General features: G+C 62.7%; 12 protein-coding genes. 5 read left to right on the forward strand and 7 right to left on the reverse strand.

The window, feature by feature from the left end:
• Window positions 1-38: 38 nt before the first annotated feature.
• Window positions 39-1739: a ShlB/FhaC/HecB family hemolysin secretion/activation protein gene (locus HWY05_RS00710; RefSeq protein WP_176057078.1), complete on the forward strand. Its 1701-nt coding sequence runs from the start codon at window positions 39-41 to the stop codon at window positions 1737-1739.
• Between the two features lie 7 nt (window positions 1740-1746).
• Here HWY05_RS00710 and HWY05_RS00715 read toward each other — a convergent pair whose 3' ends face one another.
• From HWY05_RS00715 to praA, 6 genes are all read right to left on the reverse strand, one after another.
• Entirely contained in the window at window positions 1747-2448 is a 702-nt protein-coding gene (locus HWY05_RS00715) for an AIM24 family protein (protein WP_035557174.1), read from the reverse strand.
• 10 nt (window positions 2449-2458) lie between these two features.
• Window positions 2459-2692, reverse strand: a complete 234-nt coding sequence (locus HWY05_RS00720) for a DUF2964 family protein (protein ID WP_051980799.1) — start codon at window positions 2690-2692, stop codon at window positions 2459-2461.
• A gap of 54 nt (window positions 2693-2746) precedes the next feature.
• Window positions 2747-4147, reverse strand: coding sequence for an efflux transporter outer membrane subunit (locus tag HWY05_RS00725; protein ID WP_176057079.1), 1401 nt, complete (start codon window positions 4145-4147; stop codon window positions 2747-2749).
• Window positions 4148-4149: 2 nt separating this feature from the next.
• Window positions 4150-7311: a multidrug efflux RND transporter permease subunit gene (locus HWY05_RS00730; protein WP_035557180.1), complete on the reverse strand. Its 3162-nt coding sequence runs from the start codon at window positions 7309-7311 to the stop codon at window positions 4150-4152.
• Window positions 7312-7314: 3 nt separating this feature from the next.
• Window positions 7315-9057 (reverse strand): efflux RND transporter periplasmic adaptor subunit, encoded by a 1743-nt coding sequence (locus tag HWY05_RS38695; protein ID WP_176057080.1) that lies wholly within the window; start codon window positions 9055-9057, stop codon window positions 7315-7317.
• Window positions 9058-9741: 684 nt separating this feature from the next.
• On the reverse strand, window positions 9742-10224 hold the full coding sequence (gene praA / locus HWY05_RS00740) for an alkane oxidation protein activator PraA (RefSeq protein WP_035557186.1): 483 nt from the start codon (window positions 10222-10224) through the stop codon (window positions 9742-9744).
• A gap of 894 nt (window positions 10225-11118) precedes the next feature.
• Here praA and HWY05_RS00745 point away from each other — a divergent pair.
• From HWY05_RS00745 to HWY05_RS00760, 4 genes are all read left to right on the forward strand, one after another.
• Window positions 11119-11961, forward strand: coding sequence for a hypothetical protein (locus HWY05_RS00745; protein WP_176057081.1), 843 nt, complete (start codon window positions 11119-11121; stop codon window positions 11959-11961).
• 97 nt (window positions 11962-12058) lie between these two features.
• Entirely contained in the window at window positions 12059-12454 is a 396-nt protein-coding gene (locus tag HWY05_RS00750; protein WP_176057082.1) for an ABC transporter permease subunit, read from the forward strand.
• Window positions 12439-13230 carry an ABC transporter ATP-binding protein gene (locus tag HWY05_RS00755; protein ID WP_208459067.1) on the forward strand — a complete coding sequence of 264 codons (792 nt, stop codon included), beginning with the start codon at window positions 12439-12441 and terminating at the stop codon, window positions 13228-13230. The genes HWY05_RS00750 and HWY05_RS00755 overlap by 16 nt, the downstream gene beginning before the upstream one ends.
• A 393-nt stretch (window positions 13231-13623) precedes the next feature.
• Window positions 13624-14853, forward strand: a complete 1230-nt coding sequence (locus tag HWY05_RS00760) for a porin (protein WP_176057084.1) — start codon at window positions 13624-13626, stop codon at window positions 14851-14853.
• A gap of 109 nt (window positions 14854-14962) precedes the next feature.
• Here the strand turns inward: HWY05_RS00760 and HWY05_RS00765 are convergent, their stop codons facing one another.
• Window positions 14963-15508 (reverse strand): glutathione peroxidase, encoded by a 546-nt coding sequence (locus HWY05_RS00765; protein WP_035557199.1) that lies wholly within the window; start codon window positions 15506-15508, stop codon window positions 14963-14965.
• Between the last annotated feature and the right edge of the window lie 68 nt (window positions 15509-15576).

The raw sequence follows: 15576 nt of genomic DNA on the forward strand, positions 1-15576 counted from the left end.
GCCGTAGCGCGTCCAATACCTTCTTCAAACTGGCGAACATGACCGCGATTCACTCGAACGGCTTACGTATCACCCGCATGTGTGTCGCCCTTTCGCTCGCTACGACTGCCATCACCGCGCTCGGGCAGGTGCGGATCACACCACCGCCCGATAGCGGTCAGCTTCTTCAACAGGTGCCGCAGGCGCCGATACAGCCGCCGTCGTCGAACCTCGGCCTGACCGTCGAGCCGCAAAGCCCAACGCCGGCGGACAATACGACGTCGTTTCCGGTGCGTTCCATCGTGATCACGGGCAACACGGCGCTACCCACGGCAACGCTGCACGCGCTGGTGGCGTCCAGCGAGGGCAAACGTCTCACGCTGAACGATCTCAACGCGCTGGCCGAGCGCATCAGCGACGCGTATCACCAGCAGGGTTATCCGCTGGCGACCGCGTATGTGCCGCCTCAGGCGATCAAGGACGGCGTGGTGCGGATCGACGTGGCCGAAGCGCGTTATGGTGCGGTATCGCTGAACAATCAGAGTCGCGTCGCCACGCGTGTGCTCGATTCGACGCTCGCCGCGCTGCAACCAGGGCAAGCCATCACCGAATACGAACTCGAACGCACCCTGCTGCTGCTCTCCGACATCCCCGGCGCGACCGCCAGTTCCACGCTCAAGCCTGGACAGCAGGTTGGAACGTCGGACCTGCTGGTCGATATCGCCCCGCAGCAGCGTTTCACGGGCGAGGTCGGGGTGGACGACTTCGGCAACAAATACACCGGCCGGGTACGCGGCAATGGCAGCTTCAACGTCAACGGACTGTTCAACCAGGGCGACGCGCTGAATGTCAACGCAATGACGTCCGGCAACGGCATGACGTATGGGCGCCTCGGCTATACGTACCTGCTCAACGGTGAGGGCACAACGCTAGGCGCGTCGGTTTCCGGGCTCGACTATCACCTCGGCGACGATCTTTCCGCACTGGAAGCGCACGGCTCGGCGTTTGTCGGCAGTGTGGTGCTGGCGCATCCGTTGATTCGCAATACACGGGGCAATCTGTTCGGGCAGGTCGAATTCGATTACCGCAAGCTCAACGACAATATCGACATTATCGGCATCCAGAACGACCGTCAGACCAGTAGCTGGACGGCCACGCTCGCCGGCGACGAACTGGATTCGACCGGCGTGATCAACGCGCGCGCCTCGCTCACTTACGGAATTCTGGCCGCCAATAACCTGCAGACCGACTATATCGATCAACTCGGCACGGACACGTCCGGACACTACGTCAAACTCGCGCTTTCGCTGTCCCGCCTGCAGCAACTCACGCGCCACGATGCCCTCTACTTCGGCTTCTCCGGACAGACCGCCAGCAAGAACCTCGATACCTCCGAGCAGTTCTATCTGGGTGGTCCGGACAGCGTGCGTGGTTACGATGTGGGCGTGCTGGCCGGCGCGCAGGGCTATCTGGCGACGCTCGAATACCGTCACGACGCCGTGTTCCCGCGCGTGCCGGGTGTCTGGCAGTTTTCCGCGTTTGTCGACAGCGGCTGGGTGCAGCAATACAAGGATCCGTTCGTACCGGGGCCCAACACCGGCCAGTTGAGCAGCGCGGGCGTCGGGGTTCAGTGGAGCGGCCCGTATCGCGTGATGCTTAGCGTGAGCGTCGCCGTTCCGTTTGGCAAAAGGCCCGAGTTGCTAGGCAGCAATACGAGCCGGTCAACGCACGCGTGGCTACAGTTCCGCAAGGGATTCTGATCGGGGTCTACCGATCCGAGGTCGAGTTATTGAGGTACATGGACTGAATCCCCACGCGCCCCGGACCCGTGAACCGGTTCACGATGAAATTGACGCCCGCGCCAAAGAGGCCACTGGTCAATCTGTCGACCACCGTATCCATCTTGACCTGCGGATCCTTGTAAAGCCAGCCGCCGGGTTCGATGTCGATGGTCTCGCCGGCCGCCAGTACCTTCTCGAACACATTGCCATAGCCGTGGAGCCAAAGCACCCCTTCGCCGCCGTGTCCGTGGAACTTGTCGATAAAGAAACCAGTTTGTCCGAACAGCATGTTGGTGATGCCGCGAATCCGTTCGAAGGTGTATTCCACGTTGCCGGTGGCGGCTAGAAACTGATGCTCGCGCACATGCAATTCCTCACCCGCGCGAAGATGGATCGGCACGATGTGACCGGCGCCGTCACGGCTGAACGCAATGATGCCGTCGCCGCTCGCCTCCGTAATGAACACCTGCATGCCGGCGAGCATGCGCTTCACGGCGCCTTTGACGGGCCGGATGCCAATCCGGACATTCGAGTTCTTCCACAGCAGAATGTGGTGCTCGAAGTAGACCGGCTGCCGGGAGACGTCGACCGACAACACCGGCACCAGCTCGCCGCCAATGTGATAGGTGACGCCGCCGAACGTTTCGTCCGCCGCAGCCGTCGGCAGAAGCCGGGGCAATTGATTCATGCGTTTCCTTTCACTCGTTAGCCGACACAAAAAGCATCGAAATATAAAGAATCGTCGACACTACGATAATCGCCACGCCGACCAGTACCTTCACGCGATTGAACTCCAGCCCGCCGTCGATCGCCACGGCAATGCCCACGACCGCCGACAACGTACCGATTGCCGCGAGCAGAACATGCACCTTGCTACGAATCAGCTTTCTGCGTTCGGGCGGGAATCGGTCTTTCAAAGAGTGATGTTCCATTCGAAGCTCCTTCGTGCGGAATGGTACGGGACCGTGGCGCAGGCTCACCGCACACTACTGCGTGGTGTTCATCGTCCAGCCATATCCCAGCGCCTTATACAACGCGACAACCTGCGCAAGCTGCTGATCCTGCAACTGCGACTGCTGCAACTGCGCCGCGAAAAGATTGCGTTCGGCGTCGAGTACTTCCAGATAGCTCGTATAGCCGCCCTCGTACAGATCATGCGCAAGCGACGTGTATTGAACCAGCGCCTCGACCTGTTGATTGGTCGCCTTCAACTGGTCGCGCGTACTCGTCACGCCGACCAGTGCGTTTTCCACATCCGCGAACGCCGACTGGATGGTCTGCTGATAGCTGAATAACGCTTCCTGCTGCTGCGCCTCGGCCGTGCGCACCGAGCCGGCAATCGCACCGCCGGTGAAAATCGGCTGCGATATTGCGCCCGCGAACGACCAGATGCGCGCGGGTCCGGTCCAGAGTCCGGACAGTGCGGTGCTCGCCGCGCCGAACAAACCCGTCAACGATATCTCCGGAAAGTATTGCGCGCGTGCCGCGCCGATCGATGCATTCGCGGAGACCAACGCCTGTTCGGCCTGCAGCACATCCGGCCGCCGCTCGAGCAGCGACGACGGCAGCCCCGCCGGAATCGCCGGCGCGGTTAATTGCGTGAGCGGCTTGCCGCGTGGAATCGGCCCCGGGTTATCGCCGAGCAGTAGCGACAACGCGTTTTCCTGCTGCGCGATCTGTTGCTCGAACGCATACACCGAAGTCTGCGCCGATTGAAACTCCGACTTCGCCTGACTCACCTGCAGTTGCGAAACCACGCCACCGCCAAAGCGCTCCTGAAACAGCGCAAGCGCGTCGGACCGGCTCGCCAACGTCGATTTCGCGATCTCCAGCCGTTGATCGAGATCGCGCAACTGCAGATAAGCGGTCGCCACGCTCGCGATCAACGCGATACGTGTGGCCTGTTGCGCGGCCTGCGTGCCGAGATAGTCGGCCCGCGCGGCTTCGGTCATGCGCCGCACCCGGCCGAACAGATCGATTTCCCACGACGCCATCAAGTCGAGCTGAACCTGATTGCCGACAGCCGGCGGATAACCCGGCGCGGGCACGCCGCGGCTGCGGCCACCGGCCAGGTTCGCGCCGACTTGCGGGAACAGTCCGGCGCGCGTTGTCATCAAGCGGCCGTAAAACTCGTCGACGCGTGCGGCCGCGATGGAGAGATCTTTGTTCTGCGCCAGCGCCCGCTCGATCAGCGAGTCGAGCACAGGGTCGTTGAACTGATTCCACCATTGCAGCGCGGACGGGTCGACCACTTCGGCATCAGGCGCTGCGTAACGGAACGATGCGGGCGTGACCACTTCGGGCCGATGATAGTTGGGCCCAACCGTGCAGCCGGCCAGCCAGCACGCGCAGACCACCGGGGCGAGTCGACGTAGCGAGGGTTTCATGTTCAACCCTCCTTCGGCCCGGGCGCAACGGGCGGCTCGGTGGCCGGCTCAGGTTTGCCCTTGCGTCGCGACGACAGGGTTTCGAAGCCCCAGAAGAACATCGGAATAAAGAACAGCGCGATAACCGTCGCGCCGAGCATGCCGAAGATCACGCCGGTGCCGAGCGAGCGGCGGCTCGCAGCCGACGCGCCGCTCGCGATCGCCAGCGGCACGCAGCCGAGAATGAACGCGAGCGAGGTCATGATGATCGGCCGCAGACGCAGCTTGGCGGCCTTCAACGCGGCGTCGTAAGGCGACAGGTTCTCTTTCTCGCGCATCTCGACGGCGAACTCGAAGATCAGAATCGCGTTCTTCGCCGCGAGCGCGATCAGCACGGTCAGGCCGATCTGAAAGTACACGTCGTCTTCCATGCCGCGTAGCAGGATGCCGATCAGCGCGCCGAACAGCGCGAACGGCACCGCGAGCAGCACGCCGATCGGCAACGACCACTTCTCGTATTGCGCGGCGAGAATCAGGAACACCATCAGCAACGCGAACGCGAACACCGCGGCGGCGGTCGAGCCGGCCTGTTTCTCCTCGTAGGCCTGGCCGCTCCACGCATAGCTGTAGCCGTCGCCCAGCACTTCCTGCGCGGTCTGCTCCATCGCGGCGAGCGCGTCGCCCGAACTGTGCCCGGCCGCGGCGTCGCCGGTGATCTTGGCGGCCGGGAAATTGTTGAAGCGCGTCACGATGTCGGCGCCCGGTACGAAGCGGAACGTGGTGACGGCCTTGATCGGCACCATGTCGCCGCTGCGGTTGCGCACATAGAGTTGCTGGATATCGTCGGGCTGCGTGCGGTATTGCGGCTCGGCCTGCACGATCACCTGGAAGAGCCGGCTGCTCTTCGGAAACTGGCTGACGTACGACGAACCGAACATGGTTTGCAACGCCGCGTAGATGTCCTGCACCGGCACGCCGAGCGATTCCGCCCGCTCGCGATCGACCTCGACCAGCAATTGCCGCGAGTGCGTGTTGATAGTCGAGTTCACGCCGCGCAGTGCCGGGTTCTGGCGCGCCTTCGCAATGAACGCGCGCACGCGTTCTTCGAGGTCCTGGTAGCTGCCGTCGCCGGTGCTTTGCAGCCAGAACTCGAAGCCGCCGGTGGTGCCGAGACCCGGAATGGACGGTGGATTCAGCGGCACCACCACGCCGTCCTTGTAGCCGGAGAAGGCCTTGTTCGCGTCGCGGATCAGGTCTTCCGCAGTGCCGTTTTCGCCGCGTTCCTTGAAACCCTTCAACGTGATGAACAAGGTGCCCGCGTTCGACTTGTACTGCGAATCCACCAGGCTGTAGCCGATTGGCGCCGCGACCGATTTGACCGCCGGCTGTTTGGCGAACCATTGCTCGGCGCGCTGCGACAGATCGCCGGTGCGGTCGAGACTGGCGGCGTCGGGCAGCACGACCGCGCCGAGCAGATAACCCTGATCCTCGGTCGGCACGAACGACGACGGAATGTGTTTGAAGAGGCCGCCCGTCGCGATGATCATCACGACGATCAGCAGGATCGACACGACGACGCGGCGAATCGCAAGTTGCACCGCGCGGCCGTAGCCTTCGGTCATGCTCTCGAAGCGCCTGTTGAACCACAGGAAAAAGCGGTTCTTCTTTTTCGTTTCCGGTTTGAGCAGGATCGCGGCGAGCGCCGGCGACAGCGTCAACGCCACCACGCCCGACAGCACGACCGACACGGCGATCGTCACCGCGAACTGCTTGTACAACTGCCCGGTAATGCCGGACAGAAACGCCACCGGAATGAACACCGCGAGCAGCACCAGCACGATCGCGATCACCGGTCCGGTGACCTCGTCCATGGCGCGTTTGGCGGCCTCTTTCGGCGGTAGACCGAATTCGGACATATTGCGCTCGACGTTTTCGATCACGACGATCGCGTCGTCCACCACGATGCCGATTGCCAGCACCATGCCGAACAGCGTCAGCATGTTGATCGAAAAACCGAACGCCATCATGCCGATGAACGCGCCGAGAATCGACACCGGTACCGCGAGAATCGGCACGAGCGTCGCGCGAAAACTCTGCAGGAAAATGAACACCACCAGAATCACGAGAATCACCGCGTCGCGCAACGTGTGCACAACCTCGCCGATGGACTCCTGCACGAACTCGGTCGTGTCGAGCGCGACCTCGTATTTGAGGCCGGGCGGAAAGCCCTTCTGCATCCTTTCGAGGGTCTGGCGCACCTCTTTCGCGACCTGCAGCGCGTTGGCGCCCGGTTGCTGGTACACGGCGATCAGCGTGGCGGTTTTGCCGTTATAGCGGCCACGCAGCGAGTAATCTTTCGCACCGAGTTCTGCGTGGCCGATATCCTTGATACGCACCGTCGACGCATCGCCCGAACCGGCGCGCAGAATGATGTTGTCGAAGTCGGCGGGTTCGGTCATGCGGCCTTTAGTGGCGACCGGGAAGGTCTGCTGCACGGGCCCGTTGGTCGGCGACTGGCCGAGGCGGCCGGCGGAAAACTGCTGGTTCTGGTTGCTGACGGCCTGCTGCACGTCGGCGACGGTGATGCCGAGCTTCGCCATCCGGTCAGGCTTGATCCAGATGCGCATGGCGTAGTCGGCCGAGCCGAAGATCGACGCCTGATTCGCGCCCGGAATCCGCTTCAACGCGTCGAGCACGTAGACGTTCGCGTAGTTCGCCACGTACGACTGGTCGTACGTGTTGTCCGGCGAATAGATCGCGATCACCATCATGAACGCCGACGAGCGCTTCTGCACCGAGACCCCTTGCGCGGTCACCGAATCGGGCAGCGTCGGCAGCGCCAGATTCACGCGGTTCTGCACATCCACCTGCGCGAGCGACGGGTCCGTGCCGGTCTTGAAGTACGCGGTGAGCGTCATGTTGCCGGTCGATGAACTCGACGAGTTCATGTACATCATGTTGTCCGCGCCGTTGACCTGCTGCTCCAGCGGCGCCGCCACGTTCTGCGCGACGACTTCGGCGCTCGCACCCGGATAGGTTGCGCTGACGGTAATGGTGGGCGGCGCGATGTCGGGAAACTGCGAGATCGGCAGGTTGAACATCGCGACCGTGCCGGCCACCACCAGGATGATCGACACCACTGACGCGAAAATCGGCCGGTCAATGAAAAAGTGGGCGAACTTCATCGCTCAGCCTCCGGTCGTGGGGCTGAGGGTGACATCGACGCGGCGCGATTTGTCGGGCGCGTCGGTGGCGACGATCCGTGCGGGGCGGTGCATGTCGATCCGCGCGACGTCGACGCCCGCGACGATCAGCGCGGAGCGCACGGTCGCGGCACGCGCGGCGGCCAGTTTGACGTTGTCGGCGTAGGAGCCGGTGGCGTCCGTGTAGCCGGAAATCGCCACGCGCGCACCGGGCGAAGACGCCAGTTGGCGTGCCACGGTGGCTAGTGTGTCGGCGGATTGGTGGTCGAGGCTTGAACTGCCGACGGCGAAGAAGAGTTCGGTGTGGGCCGGTTGTGCGGCGCCGGCTGTTGTCGTGCTTGCCTGAGCGCCGGCGTTGCCGTTGGTGCTGTTGGTGCTGTTGCCCGTTGCGCCCGCTGTTGCGGCACCGCCAGCGGCACCTGCCGTCGCGCTCGTGCCGGACTGAGCCGCGCCACCTTGCGCCCCTGCCCCCGCACCGTTTTGACCCGCCGCCCCGGTCGTTGCGCTCGCACCCGATTGACCCGCGGCTTTACCGCCACCCCCCGCCGTTCCACCCGCCCCGCCCGCGATCGCCGCGATATTCACGCTCGCGGCCGGCAACGGCACCACACGCGCATTCACCGCCGCTCCCGGCATCAATCGCATCGCGTTGTCGATCACTACCCGATCGCCCACCTGCAGGCCGGAATTGACGACCCAGTCGTTGCCGTTCCATTCGCCGGCTTCGATCGCGCGTTGCTGCGCCTTGTTGTCTTTATCGACGGTCCACACGTATTCGCCGCGCGCTCCCTGCATGACCGCGCCCTGCGGCACGGCGACCGCCGCGCTGCGCTGCGCGCCGAGCAGCTTGATCCGGACGAACTGCCCGGGCCGCAACGAGCCGGCCGGGTTCGGCACGGCGGCGCGAATCAGATACGTGCCGGTCTCCGAACTCAACGCCGCGTCCTGAAACGCGATATGGCCGCGCTGCGGATAGATGCTGCCGTCGGCCAGCACGATCACCGCTTCGAGATCGCCGAGCGGCGGCAGCTTCAGCGTGCCGTTCGCGGTCTGCGCCCGCAATTGCAGCATCTCGTTCTCGGACAGCGAAAAATTGATCCACATCGGATCGAGCTTGGCGACGTAAGTCAGCAGACTATTGGACGAATCGATATACGAGCCGTCCTGCTTCTTCGCGAAGCTCGACAGGCCGGTGACCGGCGCGGTGATCGTCGTGTAGCCGAGATTCAGATTCGCACTGGTGACGTTGGCGCGCGCCTGTTCGAGCGCGGCGGCGGCGCTCAACTGCTGGCCGATCGAATCGTCGAGATCTTTCTGGCTCAGCGCATTCTTCGCGACGAGCGGCCGCACGCGATTGAGATTCGCCTGCGCCGTATCGAGCCGCGCTTTCTGCTGTGCCATTTCGGCGCGCGCGGCGTCGAGCGCCGCTTCGAACGGCTTGCGGTCCATCACGAACATCACGTCGCCCTGATGAACCATCGCGCCTTCCTGGTAGACGCGCTTCTCCAGAAAGCCGTTCACGCGCGCGCGGATCTCGACCTGTTGCGAACTCTCCGTCTGGCCGACGTAGTCGAACGGCACGGGCACGTCGCGCAGCGCGACGTCGACCACGTCGACGTTGACCGGCGCTCGCGCGGCTTCCGGCGCCGGTTTGTCGTGGCATCCACTCAGCGCTGCCAGCACCGTAATGGCGAGGCCAGTGGTTAAGACGTGCAACGCTCGCATCATCGTGATCTCCGTCGGCAAAGCGGCTGGACCGTGGTGCACGGACGCCGGGACGCAATCGCGCCACGCCGCGGCGTGTTGCCGGTGCGTGCGCGTGGAACCATCTTGATACTGCGCTGCAGCGCCAGGTATTCCGCGCGAATGTGCGTGTGCTCAACGTGAAATCCGTCTGCGGACCAATTCGCTTCCGCTCGTTAAAAACGGACAAACGTGGAGCGTCCTGTCGTTCAGCGACGACTCACGGCCTATGACAAAGCCGTTAAAGCGACCGCAAAAAACGGGTGAACCGCATGGAAATGAAGGGAGGCAAACCGCACGGATGAGTGCGGCGCCAGCAAGCGTGTTTCGGGTGACTCGTCCACTGATGCATACGTGCTCCTTATTTTTCTAGCAGTATGTCAATCGGATATCCAGTACCGTTGCACCGAGTTAGAAGGCAATGGCCATTTGCCCGGGAATGTTTCGTGCGTTTTCCCACCTCTGCGCGCAGGCAGTGTAGCACCGCTAATCGAAAAACAACATGTGAGGGTGGGAATCAGGCTGCGCGAATAATAGGTCTATTTTGTGTGCTTTTCAGCGTGCGCCACATAGTGAGTTGGGCCATAGACCAGGCTGCCAGGCGAGTTGACGGATCGCCGACCGTTGCGCGAGCTTCGCCGGTTTTTGCGGCGAAGCTCGACAGCTCGATTACGGCGAAACCGTGAACGCCGGATTCGGGCTGACCGACAGGCTATTCACCTTGCAGTTGCCGGACAGCGGCTGATTGCTGGCGCTCAGCGTATTGGTCGCGTTGCTCCACGCGCCGCTGATCGTGGAAGGACCGCAGTTCGCGCCGAGCACGCTGAAGCCGACGTTCGCCACATTGCCGGTCGTCGTGCTGGTGGCGACGAGCTTCCACGGCAGTCCGATGATCTGCGGCACGCCGCACAGGCCACCGCCCGTGATCGCGACCGAGTTGATCTGCGCGTACGTGCCGTCGGTGCTCACCACGCCGCTGAGCGTGATACCGCAACTCACATTGGGCGCGATCGGTGTGCTGACGTTGATCGTGCCCGGTGCGCTGAAGGAAGCGCCTGCCGGTCCGATCGTCGCCGCGGCGGCGATCGGCGCGACGGCGGCGAATGCGATAGCGATGGCGCTGCTGCATGCGAAAGTTTTGATCAGCTTCATGATTTACCTTCCCAGAAAAAAGGCTAAAGAAATTGCTGGAGTTGGGCAGCCGGCGGCGCTGTGCGTGGACCTCGCCGCCTGACCGTTTGACGCGCCTGACTACTGCCATCCGCTCGGTCGGCGGGCATCGTCATGCCTGCCGCCGTCGGCGTCGTTCGTGATCCTGATCGCCTTGGTGTGGTGTTTTCAGGAAGGCCGAACCTCATGCGATTGCTGTTTCGATTGCGATTGCCATGTTGGTTGCGATTGCACGAAGGCCCGCATAATGACGGCCGACACAGCGCCACGCACAGGTGTCCCAAATCCCATTGCTTTGTCTCCGTCAGTATTTTTAATTCGCCACGCACGATAATCGTCCGGCATACGTAAGCCGGTTTGATACGGACGTAACAGGCCACGACATTAAAATGCCGCGTATAGGACTGCCCGGCCCAGTTGGCCGAGGATCTATTCAGTCGGAAAATGCGCGCCGCATTTAAAAACGGGTGAATCCCGTAATAGGCGTGGTGTCTCGCGAGATGCTTGTGCCATCGCACTCCTCGTTGGATTGGGATGCTGCAGTGCACCGCAGTCATTGGCCGGATGTTTCAAATAATTATGTGGGCACACAGTAGTCTGGACGGCGCGGCCTGTATATAGAATTTTTGATCCAAACCGATGCTTTCGGCTGAGCCTTGTATTGCCGTCGTTTCGCGGATGTTTTTAAACGGTCGAATGAATCCGGTATCGCGGTGCGGAGGCGTTTAATAGTTTCGACCTCATGCAATTAGCGTATTCTGACTGCCGGGCCGACTAATTTAGAAAGCGCCGCGATCCGATTGATTGCGTCGGCAATCGGCTGTTAATGGGGAAACGCGCACTATGTCATTTCGGAACGCGAGAAAACCTACCGCCATGCGGTTATGGCTTTTCGCCGGCTGTGGGGTATTGGGCTTCGGCACGATTGCGCTGACTGCGATCTTGATGGGGCAGTGGCCGACGCGCGCGGACCCCGCCACGCAGGTTGCGATTCAAGCGGAGGCTGAGCCTGGAAATACTGGACAGGTCACGAATCGCCACAGCCTGACGGTCGCATCTTCTGCTGCGCCGGCCTCCTCGACCCACATAGGGATCGACGTGCTATCGCGGCTGGAAACGGCGGGACGCGATAAATCGCTGATCCAACCGGAAGCCAACCTCAGCAATACGCTCGACGAAGCGCTGCAGCGTGCGCTGTCGTTTCCCGATTTCGGCGCGCTCGCGGGACGCACCGACCCGGAGGGTCTCTTTGAAGCCGCGGCCTGGGTCGATGCCTGCGAGCGTGGCGCCTTCGCCGCTCAGGAGATGTCGTTGCGATGCCGGGAACCGGATCTGCACGGCGCGCATTACGCGGACGACCTGTTGAAGCAGGCCGCCGATGCGGGCCAACCCGGCGCCGTTCTGAGCCTGGCCGCACGACACCCCGAACAGTGGCTGGAGATCCCTTTGCGCAGCGGCGGCATGCTCGGCGACCGCGTGTTCGCACTCGCCGCGCGGGGCCGATCCGCCGCGCTCGTGCTGCTCAGTCAACTGTGCGCCGTGCCCGACGCCTGCGTCGACGAACAATTGACGCGCAACGTGCTGGCGCTGCTGCAGTTGAGCATCTACAAAACGGGGACGTCGGAGACGGGTGACTATCTGACGGGCGCCGAGATCAACCGCCGCGAAGCGGTCGATCGCGCCGAACGGATTCGCACTGCACTGCAATGGCCGCCTTGAGCCATCGCAGCTAGGCCGCAGCAAGCGGTTCACGCCGCGTCGGCGCCGCGGCCACCGCAGCGGGTTGCGACAGATTTTTCGGATCGAAAACGCGTTCATGCAACCGCGTGAACGAGCGGAAATTCCACAGGCTACGCGCCACGAACACGCGCTGCACCCAGCGATACAGGGGCTGGTGGAAGCCGCACAGACGCTCGGCTTCAGCCGCGCCGAACTGATCCTTCATGTGGTGCTGCCCGGTGCGCTGCCCACCGCGCTGGTGGGCCTGCGTTATGCGCTCGGTTCGGCATGGCTCGCGCTGGTGTTGGCCGAGCAGGTGAACAGCCAGGGCGGGCTCGGCTATCTGGTCACGTTTGCCCGCGAAGTCTATCGCACCGACATTATCGTCGTGTGCCTCATCATCTATGCGCTGCTGGGCCTCGCTGCGGATTTCGGCGTGCGCGCTCTCGAAAAGGGACTACTGTCATGGCATCCGGCATGTCGCGCTCGTTAAATCATCCTGTTGCCGTGGACGACACGCTCGCCGTGCGGGTCCGCGACCTCACCAAACGGTTCGGCGCGCGCCGCGTGATCGATGGTCTGTCGCTGGAGATTCGTCGCGGCGAATTCGTCGCGCTGGCGGGACCGAGCGGTTGCGGCAAGAGCACGCTGTTGCGCGTGCTCGCCGGGCTCGATCGCGAGATCGACGGCGCCGTGCGGGTGTCGGCGAAACGCGGCGTCGCGTTCCAGGCGCCGCGTCTGCTGCCGTCGCGGCGCGTGTGGAAGAACATCGTGCTGGGGTTGCCCGGCGATCGCAGTCGCAAGCGCGCCGACGCCGCGCTTGCTGAGGTCGGACTCGCGCATCGCGGCGGGGCGTGGCCGAAGGATCTGTCCGGCGGCGAAGCACAGCGTGCGGCACTGGCCCGCGTGCTTGCCCGCAACCCCGATCTGCTGCTGCTCGACGAACCGTTCGCGGCGCTCGACGCGCTCACGCGGCTCACGGTGCAGGCGCTGGTCTCGCAGCGATGGGAGCGCCACCGTCAGGCGATTCTGCTGGTCACGCACGATATCGGCGAGGCGCTGCTGCTGGCGGATCGCGTGCTGGTGATGAAGGAAGGTCGGATCGCGTTCGAACTGATCGTGGATTCGCCGAGGCCGCGCGATATCGACAGCGAGTATTTCGCGCAGGCGAAGCATGTGTTGCTGGCGCAACTGGGTATTGCGCGGCATGACGATTTGGAGGCCGATGCCGATGCCAATCAAGACTCGCTGGTTCGCGCAGCGGCCTGACCTAAACGAGGTGACGCTACGTGCGTAACCTGACACTGATCGGCTCGCTAACCCGCCACGGCCGCGGTGCAGACGCTCGCCTTCCTGAGCTGGCCGGGCAGCGTGCGCGAACGCTTCAATACCGCGCTGCTATGCTAAGCAGCGGGCGAAGGAATGGACCGCGTTGTCGTGCCTATACGCGCACAAATTAACTGAAGATCGCCAATCTATTCGACGAGTCGGACGTTATCGCTTGAGGTTCGCTACTAGCGCGCCCTACCCGCACAGTTTGCCGATATCCATATCGATTATGGTTGTTTGTTCAATCAGTTCGGCTTGCTTAAGGTGACTTGCCACCTCGCTTCTCGCACCGGCAAATCATCCCCGACTTCAATAAAACTGATTTGAACAACCATGAAAAAAATCATCTTCGCCTTTGGCGTGTCGTCTCTTCTGGCCGGTACTGCCAGTGCTCAAAGCAGCGTCACGCTGTACGGCATTGTGACCGGCAACGTGACGTATTCGAACAATGCGCAAACCGCGGCGACGTCGGCCTCCGGCAAACCTAAAGGCGGTGCACAGGTCGCGCAGCTCGACGGCGGTTCGTCGGGGCTGTCGTCAAGCCGCTGGGGCCTCACCGGCGCGGAAGATCTGGGCGGCGGACTGAAGGCGATCTTCAAGCTCGAAAGCGGCTTCAGCGTGAATAGTGGCGCGCTTGGACAAGGCGGCACCGAGTTCGGCCGTCAGGCGTGGGTGGGATTCACCGCCGACAAGTACGGCACGTTCACGCTGGGGCGTCAGGCCGATACGTCGGTGGAGTTCATCTCGCCGCTGCTGGCCGGCTGGTACTGGGGCAACCTCGCGATCCACCCCGCCGACTACGACAACCTGAACTTCACGCACCGTATCAACAATACGGTCAGGTACCTGTCGGATTCGTTCAGCGGGTTCCGCTTCGGCGCGTTGTACAGCGTGGGCGGCGTGGCCGGGAATGTCACGCAGAATCAGTTCTGGTCGACCGGTTTGAGTTATAGCGGCGGGGCATTTGCCTTCGCGGCGTCGATCATCAATGCGCGCAATCCGAATTCGTCGCTCTACGGTACGAACGCCAATGCGAGCGCGACCGGCAATAACCTCGGTTCTGCCGGCTCGGCCACGGCCGCGGAGTCCAATCCGGCGATCGCGGGTTTCGCTTCGGCGCATACGCAACAGACGGTGTCGGTCGCGACCACGTACACGGTGGGCGGTGCGATCTTAGGCGCGGCTTATTCGACCACACAGTTCCGCGGGCTCGGCTCGAACGCGTCGCTGAATACGCTCAACTACAGCGGCTCGACGACACTCAGCACGGTCAGCGCGAGTCTGCGTTATCAGGCGACGCCGTACCTGCGCTTCGGCACGTCGTTCGATTACACGCAAGGCGGCAGTGTGGGCAGCAAGGGCAATGCGAAGTACGAGCAATTCAATCTCGGCAGCGCGTATTCGCTGTCGAAAGCGACCGAGCTTTACCTGACTGGGGCATTCCAGCATGCGAGCGGCACGGATTCGCTGGGCCGTCCCGCGGTCGCGGCGATCGGCTATCTGACACCTTCCGCGACGGACAGGCAGGTGGCGGTATCGGCGGGGCTGAAGCATCTGTTCTGATGCACTCGAATGACAGGGCCTGTTGCATGGATGGCCCTCTCCTACCTGATGCGGGACCGTGGATGCGCTGCATTCCGACGGTCCCGCGCCAGTATTTTCATCACCGGCTTTAGCGTGCCAGTTCAGCCTCGATTGCCGCAACGAGGCGCGGGTCATCGGCGGTGACATCGGGAGAGAAACGCCCCACCACGCGACCGTCGCGACTGACCAGGAATTTTTCGAAGTTCCACAGCACGTCGGGTACCGCGTTGGGTTCGATGCCGTAGCCCTTCAGCCGTTCGCGGAACGGACCCTCGCCGGTGGCGTCGGGCTGCGCGGCCGTCAGCGTGTGATACAGCGGATGCTGGTCGGCGCCGACCACCGATATCTTCGAGAACAGCGGGAATTTCACGTCATAGGTGCTGGTGCAGAAGGTCTGGATTTCCTCGTCGCTGCCCGGCTCCTGGCCTTTGAAGTTGTTCGCCGGAAATCCCAGTACTTCGAGACCGTCGCCGCGTTTGTCCTCGTAGAGTTTTTCCAGACCTTCGTATTGCGGCGTCAGCCCGCATTTCGAGGCCACGTTCACGACCAGCAGCACCTTGCCTTGAAACGGCTTCAGTGTTTGCGGCGTGCCTTCAATCGACGTGACGGGTACATCGTATAAGGCTTGACTCATGGATCACCTTCGGTTGGTTGAGGGATGAGACACGATACGCCGCTTTCTGGATTTCGGCAGAGCACGGC

Source organism: Paraburkholderia sp. BCC1876, from assembly GCF_902833695.1.
GTDB lineage: Bacteria > Pseudomonadota > Gammaproteobacteria > Burkholderiales > Burkholderiaceae > Paraburkholderia.